Annotated in this window: 13 protein-coding genes, 1 tRNA gene and 1 pseudogene; 10 read left to right on the top strand and 5 right to left on the bottom strand. The window is 72.5% G+C overall.

Going from position 1 to position 18,002, the window contains the following annotated elements; genetic code table 11:
* Positions 1-2: 2 nt before the first annotated feature.
* Positions 3-1,883, bottom strand: coding sequence for a DUF2264 domain-containing protein (locus tag ABZ385_RS01135; protein WP_358908973.1), 1,881 nt, complete (start codon positions 1,881-1,883; stop codon positions 3-5).
* A complete protein-coding gene (locus ABZ385_RS01130; protein ID WP_358908971.1) occupies positions 1,884-4,376 on the bottom strand; it encodes a polysaccharide lyase 8 family protein in 2,493 nt (830 codons plus the stop codon).
* A gap of 440 nt (positions 4,377-4,816) precedes the next feature.
* On the opposite strand from ABZ385_RS01130, the gene tdh reads away from it, so the two are divergent.
* Positions 4,817-5,845 carry an L-threonine 3-dehydrogenase gene (gene tdh, locus ABZ385_RS01125; RefSeq protein WP_358696608.1) on the top strand — a complete coding sequence of 343 codons (1,029 nt, stop codon included), beginning with the start codon at positions 4,817-4,819 and terminating at the stop codon, positions 5,843-5,845.
* A gap of 32 nt (positions 5,846-5,877) precedes the next feature.
* Positions 5,878-7,074 (top strand): glycine C-acetyltransferase, encoded by a 1,197-nt coding sequence (locus ABZ385_RS01120; RefSeq protein WP_358577546.1) that lies wholly within the window; start codon positions 5,878-5,880, stop codon positions 7,072-7,074.
* An 8-nt stretch (positions 7,075-7,082) separates the two neighbouring features.
* On the opposite strand, the pseudogene ABZ385_RS01115 reads toward ABZ385_RS01120, so the two are convergent.
* Positions 7,083-7,448 (bottom strand): annotated as a pseudogene (locus ABZ385_RS01115) (phosphotransferase); the annotation flags it as partial.
* A gap of 267 nt (positions 7,449-7,715) precedes the next feature.
* Here ABZ385_RS01115 and ABZ385_RS01110 point away from each other — a divergent pair.
* The 4 genes from ABZ385_RS01110 to ABZ385_RS01095 all read left to right on the top strand — a co-directional run bounded on the left by ABZ385_RS01110 (position 7,716) and on the right by ABZ385_RS01095 (position 10,333).
* Entirely contained in the window at positions 7,716-8,615 is a 900-nt protein-coding gene (locus tag ABZ385_RS01110) for a LysR family transcriptional regulator (RefSeq protein ID WP_358908970.1), read from the top strand.
* A 95-nt stretch (positions 8,616-8,710) separates the two neighbouring features.
* Positions 8,711-9,295, top strand: a complete 585-nt coding sequence (locus ABZ385_RS01105) for an XRE family transcriptional regulator (RefSeq protein WP_358696589.1) — start codon at positions 8,711-8,713, stop codon at positions 9,293-9,295.
* A gap of 14 nt (positions 9,296-9,309) precedes the next feature.
* Positions 9,310-9,834: a GNAT family N-acetyltransferase gene (locus ABZ385_RS01100; protein ID WP_358908968.1), complete on the top strand. Its 525-nt coding sequence runs from the start codon at positions 9,310-9,312 to the stop codon at positions 9,832-9,834.
* Positions 9,835-9,913: 79 nt separating this feature from the next.
* The gene (locus ABZ385_RS01095) at positions 9,914-10,333 is read left to right on the top strand and encodes an MmcQ/YjbR family DNA-binding protein (protein WP_358908966.1); all 420 of its coding nucleotides are present in this window, start codon (positions 9,914-9,916) and stop codon (positions 10,331-10,333) included.
* Between the two features lie 36 nt (positions 10,334-10,369).
* Here the strand turns inward: ABZ385_RS01095 and ABZ385_RS01090 are convergent, their stop codons facing one another.
* Entirely contained in the window at positions 10,370-11,293 is a 924-nt protein-coding gene (locus ABZ385_RS01090; protein WP_358908964.1) for a transketolase, read from the bottom strand.
* An 84-nt stretch (positions 11,294-11,377) separates the two neighbouring features.
* Positions 11,378-12,094, bottom strand: coding sequence for a transketolase (locus ABZ385_RS01085; protein WP_358696597.1), 717 nt, complete (start codon positions 12,092-12,094; stop codon positions 11,378-11,380).
* Positions 12,095-12,248: 154 nt separating this feature from the next.
* Between ABZ385_RS01085 and ABZ385_RS01080 the strand changes: the two genes are divergently transcribed.
* The 4 genes from ABZ385_RS01080 to ABZ385_RS01065 all read left to right on the top strand — a co-directional run bounded on the left by ABZ385_RS01080 (position 12,249) and on the right by ABZ385_RS01065 (position 17,995).
* A tRNA-Pro gene (locus tag ABZ385_RS01080) sits at positions 12,249-12,322 on the top strand.
* Positions 12,323-12,849: 527 nt separating this feature from the next.
* On the top strand, positions 12,850-15,624 hold the full coding sequence (locus tag ABZ385_RS01075; protein WP_358908962.1) for a tetratricopeptide repeat protein: 2,775 nt from the start codon (positions 12,850-12,852) through the stop codon (positions 15,622-15,624).
* A 223-nt stretch (positions 15,625-15,847) separates the two neighbouring features.
* Entirely contained in the window at positions 15,848-16,510 is a 663-nt protein-coding gene (locus ABZ385_RS01070) for a HEPN domain-containing protein (RefSeq protein ID WP_358577567.1), read from the top strand.
* Between the two features lie 207 nt (positions 16,511-16,717).
* A complete protein-coding gene (locus ABZ385_RS01065) occupies positions 16,718-17,995 on the top strand; it encodes a hypothetical protein (RefSeq protein ID WP_358577569.1) in 1,278 nt (425 codons plus the stop codon).
* The last annotated feature ends 7 nt before the right edge of the window (positions 17,996-18,002 follow it).

Here is an 18,002-nt window from a genome sequence, read left to right as displayed (position 1 = left end):
GCTCACAGCTCCAGCTCCGTCCCGTCGGGGAACCGGACCCGTACGCCGTCCTCGTCCACGGCACAGGTGACGCCCTCGCGCAGTGCCCGCGCGTCGACCGTGTCCCGTGCGAGGACGACCAGCGTGACATGGACGCTGTGCCCGCCCGGATGGTCCGGGAAGGTCAGGAAGGGCGTCGCGGAGTGCGGCCCGTAGGCGTTGGCCGCGACCTCGCGGGCGACGCCCGTCTCCTCCTGCCAGCCGTGCAGGGCCACCAGGGCGCTGGTGAGGCCCGTCGCCGTGCGGGTGAGGGCCCAGCCGGGGCCGGATTCGGCGTGCGGGCGTGCCGCGTCCGCGACCGCGTAGCCGCCCTCGCGGACCGTCGCGCCCGCCGGGGCCCGCAGCCGGTGCGCGCGGATCTCCCACGGGCCGTGCAGAGCGCTCGTCGTCACGACGGGGAACGTGCCGTCGTGGCCCGGAGGGCGGGCGTCGTGGTGGGAGGCGGCGAGCCGTCCCGCGCAGCGCAAGGGGTGGATGCGCAGGCGCCGCGAGGGCGTGCCGTCCGGGGCGAGCAGGGCGAGGTGACCGTCGACGCGGCGCTCCCACGCGCGCGGGGCGGTCTCGGGGGCGCTCGCCGTGGAGTAGCCGAACTTGGCGTAGTGCGGGTCGTCCTGGGCGGGGCCCGCCAGGGGGTTGTGGTCGCTGCCGTGGTTGATCAGCCGCACGATGCCGTCGTGCCGGGTGCCGTGCAGGAGCCAGCCCGGCCGGGGGAGCGCCGTGTACTGGTCGCACTCCTCGACGGGGAGCGGCAGTTCGCGCTCCGTCCACACCGGGTGGTCGGCGGGCAGCAGCAGACCGAGGAAGGCCTTGCTCGACCAGTACGGTGACGCCGGGCCCGAGTAGGGCTGGGTGGCGGGCGGGAACGTGCCGTACCAGCCGAGCGGCAGCAGCCCCCGCTCGTCGGGGACGCCGCGCTTCACGAAGTGCCGCACCGCGCCGGAGGCGAGCCGCCGGGTCAGGCCGGGCGCCAGGGGCGTGCAGCGCGCGAGGGCGCCCATCCAGACGGGCACGGCCGCCGCGAAGCGGTAGGTCAGGGAGCGGCCCTGATGGACGGGGGCGCCGTCGGCGCCGAAGAAGTGCGGGTGGACGGTGAGGAACCGGGCGAGGCGCTCGCGGTAGAGCGCGCCGCGGCCACCGTCGTCCTCGCCGGCCATCCGGGCCCACAGCAGCGGGTACAGGTGCATGGCCCAGCCGATGTAGTGGTCGAAGTTGCGCCCGTCGCCGTCGCTGTACCAGCCGTCGCCGCGGTACCAGTCCTCGATGCGGTCCAGCCCGCCCTCGATGTCCGACCGGCTGTGGGGCGCGCCGACCGAGGCGAGGAACTGCTCGGTCACCACCTGGAAGAGACGCCAGTTGTTGTCCCAGGTCTTCGCCCCGATGAACCCGGAGAACCACTCGACGACCCGCTCCTGGACCCGGGCGTCGAGCCTGTCCCAGATCCAGGGGCGGGTCTCGTGCAGTCCGATCGCGATGGCGGCGGCCTCGACCATCTGCTGGGAGCGGTCGGTGAGTTGCGGCCATGCCTCGGCGCCGGCCCGGTCGGTGCCCGTTGTCAGACCCCGCGCGTAGCGTTCTGTCAGACGGGGGTCCACCTCGCCGCCCGCCCCGGCGATCCGGAAGGAGGCCAGCAGGAATGGGCGCGCGTAGCCTTCGAGGCCGTCCGACACCGCCCCCGACCAGCTCTGGCGCCCCGGCAGGCGGTACTGCGCGAAGCCCGGCGTCGCGTAGGGCACCAGCGCCTCCAACTGCCGGTCGGCGAGCGCCTCCCAGTGCGCTCTCGTCCAGCCGGTCAGCGGGGACAGGACACGGTCGGCGGGCGGCAGCCAGCCGCGCGGCGCGGCCATTCAGACGACCTCCGTGGTGTGCGTGCGGCCCCGGGAGCCGCCGACCCGGACGGTGACGACAGGGAGCCGCCCCGGGGTGAGGGTCACGGTGTCGTCCGCGCGGAGCACCTTCCGTACGGGAAAGGGCAGTTCCACGCTGAGGGTCGTCTCCGTGCGGCCAGGATCGGCGACGGCCACCGACGTGCTCTGCGCGCCGCGCCGGACGAGGACCGTGCCCGGCCCGGACGAGACGAGCCCGGCGGCGCGGCCCGGCCGCCAGAAGTGCGCGGCGAGCAGGCCGGCGCGGGGTGCCTCGACGGCCTGGGCGGTCGTGTCGTTGGCGACGATCCGCACCGGGCGGGCCCGCCCCCAGGCCTCGGTCGCGGCGGGGCTCGCGCCGGGCAGCAGGACGTAGGCGTACGAGGCGTCGGAGGGGGAGGTACCGTGGTCGAGCCAGAGCGTGAGATAGCGCCGTGTGAGCGGCGTCGTGCCGCCCGCCGTGTCCGCCCCCGTGTTGATGTCGCGCCATCTGCCGGTGCGTTCTTCGCGCAGCGCGCGCAGGCCGAGGGCGTCGGCCCGGCCGGGGAAGTCCGGGAAGACGTAGCCGCCGGTGCCCGCCAGGTGCGCCCACCGCGCGTCGTCCAGCCGCGCGGACCAGCCCGGGTGGCCGGGCTGCGGGCGGCCGTCCACGGCCAGGGCCCCGGTGGGCCCGTCGGTCCCGGGCGCGGGGAGTTCGTCGCTTTGTCCGTGGAGGCGGCGGTTCTCGACGACCGTCTCGATCGTGCGGCCGTCGCTCGCGCTGATGCCCGCGCCGAGCGCGAGGACCACATTGTCCAGGCAGAACCACGCCTTGCGGGCGCGCAGGGTGCTGCCGTCGGCGAGCAGCTCCATGGCGGCGGCGCCGTAGCGGCCGTCCAGGGCCGCGCCGCCCGCCACGGCGTTCTTCGGGCGGTAGGTGCCGGTGCCCGCTCCGGAGCCGATGTCGGCGCGGGCGCGGGTGTCCACGGTCGTGCCCGGCAGGCGGTACGGGTCCACGGTCGCCCAGAAGCCGTCACCGAACTGCCCGAGATCGTCGCCGTGGTACAGGTAGGTCATGCCGTCGCCGGTGTACCAGCCGTGGAGGTTCTCGCCGTTGCCCGCCTCGTACGCGGCGATCCGCCGGGAGGAGAGCGACAGCGTCAGGGCCCAGGCCGGCCGCCGGTGCACCACCCGGTCCATGTCGGCGAACACATGGTGGCCGGTGAGCCGTTCGGCGGCGGGAATCGACGGGTCGTCCAGGACGGCCTTGGCGCGCGCCAGCGCGGGGATGCCGACCAGCCCCGCATAGGGGGTGGTGGTGTTGCGGCGGATCCACCCCTTGGCCAGCGAGCGCCAGCGCCGCGCACAGGTCTCGGGGGCGCCCGTGGCCAGTTGGAGGATGTGGGAGACGGCCGCCGCGCCGTCGTGGTGGTCCCGCGCCTTCTCCCGCGACACCGCACGGCCGCGTAGGGCGTCCATCATCAGCCCGTCGAAGATCACCGGTGCGAACGTCCGGTCCACCGCGTCGTACAGCACCGACGTACGCGGGTCCTCGACCGCCCACGCGGAGCCCGCGAGCAGCGCGATCAGCCGGCCGGCGGCGCCGAGCAGGACACTGCCGTACGTGCCGGTGTACGCGACGGAGCCGTGCTGGACGAACGAGCCGTCCTCGTAGAAGCCGTCGCCCGAAGTGACGTATCTGAAGAGGCTGTTCCGGCCGCCGTCCCGGACGTCGGACAGGCCGTCGCGCGCGAGCGCCACCGTGGCCGGGTCCCGGGCGAGCAGACCGCGCAGGGCCACGATCACGGCCTTGTCGGCGCGGTTGGCGCCGGTCTCCGGGAGCGAGGGCGTGCTGGTGCGGCGGTCGGGGTCCGGGCAGAACCGCGCGACCGTCGCCGTGTAGGCGGCCAGGTCCTGCGCCGGCATCCGCTCGCGCAGCAGGACGCAGGTGTCCATCAGGGCGCCCGGCGCCCCGATCTCCCAGAACCACCAGTTGCCGGTCTCCGGGCGGCCCGGGTGGTAGCCGGTGGCGTGCAGGAAACGCAGTGCGTCGAGGAGCGTCCCGGCGACGTCCGCGCCCGTGCCGGCCCCGGACGCGGTGCCGGGCGGGGCGCTGAGGGACGTGCCGGGGGTGGCCCAGGCCGTGGCGAGGGTGCGCAGACGGGTGTGGCTCTGGCCGAAGTTGCCGGGCTCCGACGCGGGGGAGAGGTCCGGCCACAGCGCGGTCCTGCCCGCCGAGCGGTCCAACTGCCGCCACCAGGTCGCCGCTTGGGTGCCCAGGGCCTTGAGCGCCGCGGCGAAGTCGGGATCGCCGGCGTCGAACGCGCCGCCGGTGAGCTGGGTCGCGGCGCGTTCGAGGAGGGCGTCGTAGGCGCTTTCGCGGTCGGCGGCCCACGCCGTGGCGCTCACGGCCGACGGCGCGACGGCGGACGCCGCCCCGGCCGCGAGCAGGGTGCGACGGCTGGGCCCGGTGGGGCCGGAGAGGGGCAGGGGCATGCGGACTCCCGGAGGCCGGAGGTGTCGGGGCGGAGGGGCGTCAAGGGCGCGGGGGACACAGGGGGCGACGGCGATTGCGCGACAGCATGTAAGCGGTTGCTATGAGGCGCAAGGGGTCCGGCGTCTTTCTGTGTTCCTTTCTGCCCAGAAGCCATGGAGCGGCGGGGTGTTGTGGGGAAGCGGCGGTCTCACTCAGCCTGTAAGCGATTACTGCGGTGCCGTCGGGGGCCAGAAATGAGCCCGTCGGGTCGCGGCCGACAGGTGCCCGCCCTGGACACCGAGCCGACCGCCTGTTTCGAGCGTGACCGGACCCGCTGACCCACAGGTCTGAAGGAAACCTGCGGCGCCGCTTAAGAAATCCTCGATGGACCCGGGCGCCCCGGTACGGAAGATTCCTGTGCCGTCGGGGGAAACATCGATGTACGACAGGAGCCGTGGCGTTGAAGGCGCTGGTCAAGGAGAAAGCGGAGCCGGGTCTCCGGCTGATGGACGTGCCGGAGCCGGTCATCGGCCACGGCGACGTCCTCATCAAGGTGCTCCGCACCGGGATCTGCGGCACCGATCTGCACATCCGGGCCTGGGACGGCTGGGCGCGGCAGACGATCACCGCACCCCTGGTCGTCGGGCACGAGTTCGTCGGCGAGGTCGTGGAGACCGGCCGCGATGTCGCCGACGTCGAGGTCGGCGACCTGGTCAGCGGCGAGGGACACCTGGTCTGCGGCAAGTGCCGCAACTGCCTGGCCGGGCGGCGTCACCTGTGCCGCGCCACCGTCGGCCTCGGCGTCGGCCGGGACGGCGCCTTCGCGGAGTACGTCGCGCTGCCCGCCGGCAACGTCTGGGTGCACCGCGTGCCCGTCGACCTCGATGTGGCCGCGATCTTCGACCCCTTCGGCAACGCCGTGCACACCGCCCTGTCCTTCCCGCTGGTCGGCGAGGACGTGCTGATCACCGGGGCCGGGCCGATCGGCCTCATGGCGGCCGCGGTCGCCCGCCACGCCGGCGCCCGCAACGTCGTGATCACCGACGTCAGCGAGGAGCGCCTGGAACTGGCCCGCAAGGTCGGCGTCAGCCTCGCCCTGAACGTGGCGGAGGCCACGATCACCGACGGCCAGCGCGCGCTCGGGCTGCGCGAGGGCTTCGACGTCGGCCTGGAGATGTCCGGCAACCCGCGCGCGATGCGCGACATGGTCGCCAACATGACCCACGGCGGCAAGATCGCGATGCTCGGCCTGCCGTCGGAGGAGTTCGCCGTCGACTGGGCGCGGATCGTCACCTCGATGATCACCATCAAGGGCATCTACGGCCGCGAGATGTTCGAGACCTGGTACGCGATGTCCGTACTGCTCGAAGGCGGCCTCGACCTGGCCCCCGTCATCACGGGCCGCTACGGCCACCGCGACTTCGAGGCCGCCTTCGACGACGCGGCGAGCGGCCGCGGCGGCAAGGTCATCCTCGACTGGACCTCCTGACCCTCCCCGGCCCACCCCGAAGGAATACACGCATGTTCGACTCCGTACGCGAAGACCTCCAGGCCACGCTCGACGAGATCCGGGCCGCCGGGCTGCACAAGCCCGAGCGGGTCATCAGCACCCCGCAGTCCGCGACGGTCGCCGTCAGCTCGGGGGGCGAGGTCCTGAACTTCTGCGCCAACAACTACCTCGGCCTCGCCGACCACCCCGAGGTCGTGGCCGCCGCCCACGAGGCCCTCGACCGCTGGGGCTACGGCATGGCCTCCGTCCGCTTCATCTGCGGCACGCAGGAGGTCCACAAGGAGCTGGAGGCGCGGCTGTCCGCCTTCCTCGGCCAGGAGGACACGATCCTGTACTCCTCCTGCTTCGACGCCAACGGCGGTGTCTTCGAGACCCTGCTCGGCCCCGAGGACGCCGTCATCTCCGACGCGCTCAACCACGCCTCGATCATCGACGGCATCCGCCTGTCCAAGGCGCGCCGCTTCCGGTACGCGAACCGTGACCTCGCCGACCTGGAGCAGCAGCTCAAGGAGGCGTCCGGGGCGCGCCGCCGGCTGATCGTCACCGACGGCGTCTTCTCCATGGACGGCTACGTCGCCCCACTCGCGGAGATCTGCGACCTCGCCGACCGGTACGACGCGATGGTCATGGTGGACGACTCGCACGCCGTCGGCTTCGTCGGCCCCGGCGGCCGCGGCACCCCCGAGCTGCACGGCGTCATGGACCGCGTCGACATCATCACCGGCACGCTGGGCAAGGCCCTCGGCGGCGCCTCCGGCGGTTACGTCGCCGCCCGCGCCGAGATCGTCGCGCTGCTGCGCCAGCGCTCGCGCCCGTACCTCTTCTCCAACACGCTGGCGCCGGTGATCGCGGCGGCCTCCCTGAAGGTCCTCGACCTGCTGGAGACGGCGGGCGACCTGCGCGAGCGCCTCGCCGCCAACACCGCCCTGTTCCGCTCGCGGATGACCGAGGAGGGCTTCGACATCCTGCCCGGCGACCACGCCATCGCCCCGGTCATGATCGGGGACGCGGCCGTCGCGGGACGCATGGCCGAGCTGCTCCTGGAGCGCGGCGTGTACGTGATCGGCTTCTCGTACCCGGTGGTTCCGCAGGGCGCGGCCCGCATCCGCGTCCAGCTCTCGGCGGCGCACTCCACGCAGGACGTGAACCGGGCGGTGGACGCGTTCGTGGCGGCGCGCGCGGAGCTGGGGGAGCGGGCCGGGGCCTGACGGATCCCACGCGCGGCGACCCGCGCGTCGACCGCGGCGTACGAGGTGTAGGCGTTCAGGCCGGTGGCCAGCGCCCAGCCGCGGCCCCGGGTCCAGGTGGCGCCGTCCACGCCGAGCGCGGCCCGGAAGGCGGCCCGGCTCTCGGCGGACAGCAGGGTGAAGGCGATGGTCAGGTCGCACGCCGGATCGCCGAAACCGAGTTCGCCGAAGTCGATGACCGCGCTGAGGCGGCCCCCGACGGTCAGCAGATTGCCGGTGTGAAAGTCGCCGTGGAACCAGACCGCGGGGCGGTCCCAGCCGGGCACGCCCAGGGCGGCGTCCCACAGCGCGGTCATCGCCTCGGCGTCGAACACCCCGTCGACCTCGGCGATTGCTGTCGGCCCGGTCGGCCCGGTCGGCCCGGTCGGCCCGGTCAGCCCGGTCGGCCTGGGCGGTCCGCTCCGTGCGGTGGGCGGTGGTCGGGGTGCCATCTCAGTGCGTCGAGGGCCCGCCTGTCGAACGGTTTTCCGAAGATCCCGGGACTACGGGGGCCCGTACGGCGTGACAGCGCGTGCCCCTTTAGGGCGTCCCGTGGGCGTCCCGCCAGGCACCCGGCGAGACCGATGGTGCGGTGGGGGCTCCCGATTTGGGAGAATCGCCGCATGATCGAAGCACGGCGGCTGCACATCCTGCGTGCGGTGGCCGACCACCGTACGGTCACGGCCGCCGCGGCCGCCCTGTACCTCACCCCGTCCGCCGTCTCCCAGCAGCTCACCGCCCTGGAGCAGGAGACGGGACACCGCCTGGTCGACCGCTCGGCGCGCGGCGTACGGTTGACGGCCGCCGGCGAGATCCTGCTGGCGCACACCAACGCGGTGCTGGCCCAGCTGGAGCGGGCCGAGGCCGAGCTGGCCGCGTACAGCTCCGGCGAGGCGGGCACCGTCACCGTCGCCTCCTTCGCCACCGGCATCGGCCTGGTCGTCGCCCCCGCCCTGGCCCGCCTCGCCATCTCCGCGCCCGGCATCAGGGTCCGGGTCCAGGACGCGGAGGGCGACGCGAGCCTGCCGATGGTCCTCGACCGGCAGGTCGATGTCGCGGTGGCCGTCGAGTACCGGGGCGCGCCGGGGGCGGACGACCCCCGGCTGACCCGGGTCCCGCTCTACGCGGAGCCCTTCGACGCGGTGCTCCCGCTCGGCCACCGGCTGGCCGGCGCCGCACGGGTACCGCTGGCCGAACTGGCCAAGGACGCCTGGATCGGCCCCTTCGCGGGCAACCCGTGCCACGACGTGGTCGTCCTCGCCTGCGAGCAGGCCGGTTTCCAGCCGACGCCGGAGCACTGGTCGGACGACTTCCGCGCGGTCGTGGCGCTCGCGTCGGCCGGCGCAGGCGTGGCCCTCGTACCGCGTTCGGCGCTGCGGGGCATGGACGTCTCGGGTGTCGTGGTCCGCCCGGTGGAGGGCGCGGCGCCCACCCGCCGGGTGTTCGCGGCGGTGCGGTGCGGGGCGGAGGGACACCCGCTCATCCGCCCGATCCTGACGGCCCTCGGGGAGGCGGCGGGCTGAGAGCCGGCGACGGTGGTCCGGTGTGCGGATGGCGGCGGTCCGTAGAGCGGACGGCGGCGGTTCGGAGAGCGAGATCACCCTTGTTCCGGTCCCACATGCGGGATAGCGTGCCGAATATGGAACACGAAGGAGTCGACGCGCGCCTGGCCGCCCGACTGTCCGAGCTGCGCGCCGAACGCGGCTGGTCCCTGGGCGAGCTGGCCGAGCTGAGCGGCATCAGCCGCTCCACCCTCTCCCGGGCCGAGCGTGCGGAGATCAGCCCCACCGCGGCCCTCCTGAACCGCCTCTGCGCCGTCTACGAACGGACCATGTCCCAGCTCCTGAGCGAGGTGGAGGCAGAGCCCGCACAGCTGGTGCGCGCCGTCGACCAGGCCGTCTGGTCCGACGACGACGCGGGGTTCATGCGCTGGCAGGTCTCGCCGCCGCACATCGGGATGCGCGGCGAACTGGTCGAGGGCCGATTGCAGCCGGGCGCCGACATCGCGTACGACCGGCCGCCCGTGCCCGGTCTCGAGCAGCACATCTGGGTCCTGGAAGGGTCCCTGGAAGTGACGGTCCAAGGGGAACCGCACGTCCTGGGTACCGGTGACTGCCTGCGCTACCGGCTGTGGGGCGCGTCGCGCTTCCGCTGCCTGGGGGAGCAGGCGGTGCGGTACGCCCTCGTGGTGGTGAAGTCATAACCGTCGCCACGTCCTTGGCGCGCCTCGACGCCGCCCGGCTCCTGGAGTGCGCGGACGATCTGGGCCGCCTCTTGGCCGACACCGTGCGGGGCGGTGCCTCGCTCGGTTTCCTCGCGGACCTGGACCGCGCGAGCGCGGCCGCGTGGTGGCGCGGGCTGGCTCCCGCGATCGAGGAGGGGCGCCTCGCCGTCTGGGCCGCGCACGACGCCGAGCGGGTCGTCGGAACGGTCTCCGTCGCGTTCACCGACAAGCCCAACGGCCGCCACCGCGCCGAGATCGCCAAGCTGATGGTTCACCCGTCCGCGCGGGGCCAAGGCCTCGCCCGCGCCCTGCTGTCCGCCGCCGAGGACGCGGCGGCGCGGGCGGGGGTGACCCTCCTGGTCCTGGACACCGAGACCGGCAGCCCCGCCGAAACCCTCTACGTGAAGGCCGGTTGGACCTCGGCCGGGACCATCCCCGACTACGCGACGGACCCGGCCGGCACCCTCCGGGCGACGACCCTGTTCTACAAGCGCCTCGGCGAGAACCCGGCCCCCTGAACGAACGGGCCCGCACGAGACCCCGGCCACGCCGGGGCGGGCCCGGGCGACTGTCAGTGGCGTTGGTTACGGTTCCGGCATGTCGAAGTCCAGATCCCGGGCCCGCGTCACCTCCGACGACGTGCGCCGCATCGCCCTCGCCCTGCCGGAGACGGTGGAGAAGATCGCCTGGAGCATGCCCACGTTCCGTGTCGCCGGAAAGATGTTCCTGACGGTCCCGGACGACGAGACGTCCATCGCGGTGCGGTGCCCGAAGATCGAGCGGGACGAACTGGTCCTCGCCGAGCCCGACAAGTTCTGGGTCGCCGCGCACGAGGCGTCCTCGGCATGGGTGCGGGTGCGCCTGGCGGCCCTTGACGCCCAGGAGCTGACCGACATCCTGGCGGACTCCTGGCGCCAGGCCGCGCCGCCCCGACTCCTGGAGGAACACCCCGAGTTGGGGGTCCTCACCCCCGAAGACATACCCGAGGACATGCCCGAGGACATCCCCAGGGCATAGGGGCACCAACCCCGCAGCAGCTGAGAGGCGCGGGCCCTACGGCGTACGTACGCGGGCACGCTCGCCCAGGAAGCCGCCGATCCGCTCGCGCAGCGACCCCGCGTCCAGGCCGTGGGCGGCCAGATGCTCCTCGATCTGCCCGTAGCGGCGCAGCTCACGGCGGGCCACGCCCAGACCGAGCACGCGGTGCGGGACATCGGCGAGCGCGTCGTTCGCGGCGCCGGTCGAGGTCCCGGCGAGGTACGGCTCGACGATCACCACGTCGGCCGCCTCCGCGCCTCCCACGGCCCTGCGCAGCGCTCGCCCGTCGAAGGGCCGCACGGTCGTCGCGTACAACACGGTCACGTCGAGCCCTTCCGTCGCCGCGAGGACCTGGTCGAGCAGCGGCCCGACGGCGATCACCACGCCCGCGCGCCCCTCGCGCACGGTGAGGAAACGTTCGCCGTCCACGGGCAGCGCCCGGGAGGTGGACTGCACCGACAGGCGTACGTACACCTTGTCGTCGCCCGCCGCGACGGCGTGCCGCAGAAGCGTCTCCGCCTCGTCGGGGTGGCCCGGCACGTGCACGGTCCAGTCGGCGAGGGTGTCGAGCAGCGCCACGTCGCCGGGCGACATGTGCGTGAAGCCGCCGGCGGGCCAGTCGAAGGACGCGCCGGCGCTCACCAGGACGCCTCCGAGGCCCTGGTGCCCGAAATCGAGTTTGAGCTGCTCGAAGGGCCGCTCCACGAGGAAGGCGGCGAAGGTGTGCACGACGGGCCGCATCCCGGCGAGCGCGAGCCCCGCGCCCGCGCCCACGAGCAGCTGCTCCCGGATGCCGACGTTGATCACCCGGTCGGGGTGCTCGCGCATCGTCTCCGCGAAGGCGTCCTTGCCGATCTCGGCGAGGACGACGGCGACGCGGAGATCCTCGTCCAGCAGCCGGGAGACGACAGGGGCGAATCGGTCACGCATGGTGTCCATGGCGGAACGTTCCTTTCCAGATGTACGGAGGGGGAGGGGCGGTGCGGCTCACGCTTGCCGGGGGTCGTGCGGGGGCTCGACCGCCTACTCCTTGGGCTCGACCCGGGCGACGACCACGCGCGGCCGCCCCGGGTGGGGTGCGGTGAAGGCCGCGTACAGGGCGTCGTGGTCGCGCCCGTCGACCGTCTCGGCGGACCACCCCGCGGCCTCGAAGCGGGCCTGGAGCCCGCCGGGCCGCGCGTGGCTGGCGGAGGCGTTGTCGATCACGAGGACGTGCAGTCGGTCGAGCCGTGCCGGGCCCGCGAAGGCGATGGCCTCGTGGTTGCTGCCCTCGTCCATCTCGGCGTCACCGACGAGCGTCCACACGGCGGGGCCGGTGCGCCCCTGGGCCCTGAGCCCGAGCGCCGTCCCCACGGCGACGGGCAGCCCGTGCCCCAGCGAGCCGCTGCCGATCTCGGCGCCGGGCACCAGCAGCCGGTCGGGGTGGTGCCCGAGCGGGGAGTCGTACGAGCCGAAGCCCTCCAGCCACGCGACGGGCAGGAAGCCCTTGGCGGCGAGGACGGCGTAGTAGGCCATGGGCCCGTGCCCCTTCGACAGCAGGAACCGGTCCCGCCCGGGGTCGTCCGCCCGCTCCGGCGTGACGCGGAGCACACGGTCGTAGAGCACCCACAGGGCGTCGAGCGTCGATGTCGCGGCGGGCCCGTGCTTCTCGTCGCCCGTCATCAGCGCCATGAGGTGGGGCAGATCGGCGTATCCGTAGGCGCGTGCCGGGGGCGTCGTCGTGGTCGTGTTCGTCACCATGCGAGGAAGCGTGCAACCTCAACCTCGCTTGAGGTCAAGGATCACCGTCCGCCGGAAAGCCGTCCCCCGGAAAGGGGTGAGCGATCACCAGTGAGAGTGCGGTATTGTTTTCCTGCGCGTTCGGCCAGGGGGAAACCCCAGGTCACACGGGCAACGGGACGTGGCGCAGCTTGGTAGCGCACTTGACTGGGGGTCAAGGGGTCGCAGGTTCAAATCCTGTCGTCCCGACTCGTGAGAGTCGCAGATGAGGGGCCGCTTCAGAGCAATCTGAAACGGCCCCTTGATCGTTTTCGGGATCAGCCCGACGATCTTGCGCAGGACGTGCACCTGGACGGCGCCGGACGGTCCAGATCCAGTTCGTGCCGTCGGGAAGGGCAAGCCCTCGCGGCCCGATCCCGAAGATGCTCATGCCGAGCAGCTGACGGTGGCGTGAGGGTGAGCGCCTGTCCGGTCACTGGTCGACATCACTGCGGCGACCGTGCAGCGCCGCGAAGAAGTCGACCAGGGTGGCGGCGAAAGTGAAGAGACTACCTGCGGCCTGAACGATGACCAGCCAGTCGCTCATGATTCCTCCCGTGTTCGGTGGCGTGGCTTCAGTGCAGCGGGCGGGCGCGCCCTCCGGCCACGGTCTCGGCGGGAGTCGGAGGAAGCCGGAGGCAGACCGAGAAACCTTGGAATCGGTGACGGTGACAGGTCCCGGTCCGTATGTTGAGTGGTCGGTACGGGCGGCCGTGTGAGGGGGCGCGGTGGGGGGAGTGGACACGGATCGGGCGGACGGGCCCGCCGGCTTCGCGGCGTGCCTCGACGCGCTCCGTCGGCAGAGGGGCCTGTCGTACGAGCGCATGGCGGCGGCAGCCGGGAAGTTGCGGCCGAAGCCCGGCGGACCGGCCTGGGAGCCCCTGGCCAGGAGCACGATCGGTGAGATCGTTACCGGTCGCCGGATGCCGTCGCGCGACAAGCTGTTGACCTTCCTCGCCGTGTGCGAAGTGCCGTCCACGGAAGTCTCGGGGTGGCTGGCCGCGTGGAGCCGGGTCGGGTCCGTGCCGGTCCGACGGCCCTCCGGGGCTCTGCGGGTACGGGACGCCCGGCCCCGCGCGCTCGGCGTTCACGCGGCGATCCAGGTGACCGGTCCGGCGACCGCGGCGGACGAACTCCCGGTCTACGTGCCGCGCGACATCGACGCCCGCCTGCGGGCCGCGCTGGCCGCCGGACGGTTCGTCCTGCTGGTCGGTGGGTCGTCCGTGGGCAAGACGCGCAGCGCGTGGGAGGCGGTCCGGGCAGAGCGGGCCGACTGGTGGCTCGTCCAGCCGCCCGACGCCACCGCCCTGGCCGCCTTGGCGGCCGCGCCCGCTCCCCGAACCGTGGTGTGGCTCGACGAGTTCCAGAACTACCTCAGCGATGGGCTGACACCCGCGACGATCCGTGCCCTGCTGGCGGGTGAGGCCGAGACAGTGCTGGTCGGCACGCTCTGGCCCGACCACTACTTCCGGTTCACCGCGAAGCCGGGGGCAGGCGAGGACGATCTGTTCCGGCGCGAGCGTGAAGTGCTCAAGCAGGCGGAGGTCATCGACCTCGCGGACCGGCTGACTCCGGCGGAGCGGGAGCTGGCGGACGCCGCGGCGCGGGACGATCCGCGCATCCGCGTCGCCCTGACCTTGGCCGACTACGGCATGACCCAGGTCCTCGCCGCAGCCCCTCATCTGGTGCTGCGCTGGGAACAGGCGTCCGACCCCTACGCCCGTGCCCTCATCACCGCAGCTGTCGATGCACGTCGGCTCGGAGTCGAGGGCGGCGTGCCGACCGCCTTGCTGACGGCGGCGGTCCCGGCGTATCTCACCCCCTCCGAGATCGCCAGGGCCCCGCAGGACTGGTTCGCGCGAGCCACGGCTTACGCGACCAGGGAGCTGCATGGCGCGACTTCGGTCCTCAACCCGCTCCCAGGACGGGAGATGGGCACGGTCGCCGGATACACCGTGGCCGACTACCTCTTGCAGCACGGTGCCGCGACACGGCGCGCGAGCGTGCCCGCCGACAGCGTGTGGCAGGCGTACGCCGACCACCTCACCGGCGCGGACCTGTGGCGCACGGGACGGGCCGCGGAAGACCGCGGCCTCTTCCGGCAGGCCGAGCAGATCTATCGCGCGGCGGCCGGAGACATGCCGCAGGCCCGGTCGTCACTCATCGATCTGATGGCGCGACAGGGCAGGATCGAGGACGAGGAGCGGGTCCGGCGGGCGGCGGCCGCCGCCGGCGACGACCTGGAGCTCGTCCGGCTGGGCAACTTCCTCGACCAGCGCGGCCGACCGGCCGAAGCCGAACGCGTGTTCCGCGACGGCCTCGCACGGGGAGACATGAGCGTGGTCAGCAGCCTGGCTTCCTTCCTGGACAGACACGGCAGGACAGCCGAGGCTCTCACCACCTGGCGGCAGGCCGTCGCCGCGGGCCACCACGAGTGGTTCCCGTTCATCGAGTTCCTGCAGAGCCACCGGATGCGCGACCAGGCCCACCAGGCGCTGCGCGAAGGCGCCCGGGCCGGCGACCTCGGCTGCCGCAACCAGCTGGTCATGATGCTCGACATCGGCGAACGCGCCGCGGAGGCGGAGGAGGTGCTGTGGAGGTCCGCGATGGCCGGTCACCGTTACGCCCGCAGCATCCTGGCCAGACGCCTGGAGAGTGAGGGGCGGGCGGCCGAGGCCGAGTGGGTGTGGCGCCAGAGCGTCCGGCACGGAGACGGGGACGAGACCTCGTCCAGTGGGCGCGAGATGCTGAGCGACCTCCTCCTGCGGCAGGGCCGGCCGGCCGAGGCGGAGGAACTGTGGCGCGCCGGAGTCCGTGCCGGGGAACATGGATCGGCCTCGGGACTGGCCACGGTGCTCGAACAGCAGGGCCGTGTCGACGAGGCGGTCGAGCTGCTCCTCCCCAGCGCCCTCAAGGGCGACCCCGACACCCTGCTGACGCTGTCCCTCCTGCTGGGTCGGCACGGCAAGGACGCCGAGGAGGAGCGCCTCCTCGAAGAGGTCTCCACGACCTACGACAAGGGCACCGGCTGGCTGGTCAGTCTCCTGCTGAAGCAGGGGCGCTCGGACGAGGCCGAGGCTGTACTGCTCCGCTCGGCTCTGAACGGAGGCGAGAGTGCCTGGTCTTCCCGTAGTCGCCTCGTCCAACTCCTGGTGGAGAGCGGGCGGATCGACGAGGCGGAGGCGCTGCTGCGGAGGATCGCGGCAGCCGGCAATCTGGCGGTGAACGAGGAACTCGTCACCTTCCTGGAAACGCACCGGAACACCGACGAGAGTGAGGCGATCTGGCGCCGCCTGGCGGACCACGGCGACTCGGCCACGCGCTGGTACGCCGGTCACCACCTGACGAAGTTGCTCGCACGGACGGGCCGCATCGCCGAGATCGAAGAACTGTGGCGCCGGAACCTCGCCATGGGAGGCGGTACACAGGTCCTGGACGTGCTCGCCGGCCTGCTCGCCGAGCAGGGGCGGACCGCCGAGGCCGACCGTTTGCGCAGACAGGGAGTGAGCTAGGGCGCACTTCGAGGCGGTGGGACGGCGCAGGTCCGTATGTCACGGGGAACGTGCGGGCGTGACGGTGGTCCGGGGTTTCGCCGGGCGAGCGGTTGCCGGGGCGCCGGAGGCTGCGTAGATGCCGCAACTCAACGACGAGGTACCACTGTCACTCCCGTCCGCTCACGCTGTCCCCGCCATCGCCGCTAACCTCCTGTTCAACCCGACCTTCCAGAGGAGCCCAATGCCCAGCAAGGCACGCCTGGCCTTCGACGCGAACCGCAAGGACATCGACCGTCTACTCGAAATCCACGCCGACATCACTCCCCAGGGGCCGGGCCGCAAGTGGCAAGTCGACGCCCTCCACAAGGCATCGATCGTCCTGCTCTCTGCTTTCTGGGAGGCGTTTTGCGAGGACCTCGCTGCGGAGGGACTGGAACACCTGGTTACACACGGGGTAGACGCGCAGGCACTTCCCGAGCCGCTCCGCAAGCGGGTGTCCAAGGAGCTTGACCCCAAGAACCAGCTTGCTGCTTGGGCTCTTGCGGACGGCGGCTGGCGTACGCTGCTCCGCACACGACTGGCCAACCTGCAGGCCGAGCGGAATCAGCGACTGAATACGCCGAAGACCTGGAACATCAAGATGCTCTTTGGCGACGCCATAGGGATTGAGGACGTCCCGGATCATTGGTCCTGGCCCGGAATGAGCCCAGCCAAGGCTGAGAAGAAGCTCGACGCCCTGGTCACCCTCCGAGGAGATATCGCTCATCGCGGCTCTTCACTGACGGCACCCACCAAGCCCAAGGTCGAGACCTACTACGCTCACATTCAGCGGCTGGTCGACACGACCGAAACCTACGTCGGAGCAGAACTGCAGACGGCGACCGGCGTTCCTCTCTGGACGTAGTCGCAGGGCGGGAGCGGCTGTCTCGTGAGACTGCGGCCGGCGCCACGCAAGCGGTGGCTATGACAGCCGCACGGTGCGGTGACCCCGGGGGCGGAACAAGCCCCTCCGTGATCGTTCGTGGCCAGTTCGGCCCTCACGCCACCACCCCCCGTGGCCGCTACATTCACCCCCGACCGGACACACCCGACCAGGGGGAAGCAGGCAACGATGCGTTCCACAGGACCCGTCAGCCGGTTAGGCAGATCAATTACGGCGGTGACCGCCACGGCGGCCGCCATCGCGGTCACCGCCATGAGCCTCGCCGCCTCACCGGCTGCCGCCGCGCCCACCGGCACGACCGCGTCCCAGCCCGGCGACAGCTGCACGGCCGCCGACCTCGGCACCCGCCACCCGTACATCAAGACCACCGAAGTGTCCCCGACGATCACCCACTTCAAGGGCTGGTACGTCACCGAGGGCACCACCGGCAACCAGACCGTCACCACCAGCACCCAGACGACCATCTCCGTCTCCGTCGGCCTCAACGGCAACGCCGAGGGCGGTTTCGCCGTCGAGACCCTCGGCAAGGTCGGCGCGAGCCTGGGGCTGAGCGTGAAGGTCGACTCCTCCTCCACCAGCACCGTGTCGAACGCCGTCACGTGGAACTTCAGCAAGCCCGGCTACTACGGCGTCTACAAGGGCACCAAGAAAGTCACCAGCACGTACGGAAGCCTCAACTGCAACCGCGTCCAACAGGGCGACGGAAGCTGGGCGTTGACGTGGTTCGAGGGGACCGGCGGCGGCAGCTTCACCACCTTCACCACCCTCGAGGAAGGCGCCGTGCGCTGCCAGGACAGCGTGCCCGCGGGCAGCATCATGGCCAAGGCGCAAGGCCTTCTCGACTGCGGCTCGGCCGCCGCGAAGGCCGAGCGCCCGGCGGGCGCCGTGGCGCCGACGGCGAAGCAGAAGCGGGACCGTCTCGTCCAGCGCCCGGCCCTCACCGGCGGCACGCCCGCCGAACAGCCCAAGGCCGCCGGACGCGGCGCGCGGGCCGCCCTGGACTGCGTGGGCGGCACCTTCAAGATCGCCGTACCCGGCAAGTCCCTGTCCTGGGGCGCACCGCTCCGGGCGGACGACGGTGTCCGGCTGCGGCCCTCGACGATCTTCAGCGGCCACCTGGACCACTGGCGCCTGTGCAACGTGACGGAGCGCGACGGGGTCCTCGAGGCGTCCCTGTGGAACTGGGGCAACGGCGGGTGCGCGAGCATCCCCGCGCAGAACGCGGCCATCGACCGGGCGGTCGTGATGACGGTCCCCTGCGCGGAGGACGACCTCCAGCGGTTCTACGTCTACCGCGACGTGCCGGGCAGCTCGAAGGTCGGTCTGCAGAACAAGCACACCGGCTCCATGATGGGCCACGACCGGTACGCCGACGGGGAGTTCCTGCGCCAGTACTCCAACGGCCGGCAGGACGGCACGGGTACCTACGAGCTGATCGGAGTCTGACGGCCCA

Origin of the sequence: Streptomyces sp. NPDC005898 (assembly GCF_040629635.1) — a bacterium.
Classification (GTDB): Bacteria; Actinomycetota; Actinomycetes; order Streptomycetales; family Streptomycetaceae; genus Streptomyces.
Note: the sequence above shows the minus strand (reverse complement) of the source record. Positions and strands in the feature narration are given on the sequence as shown.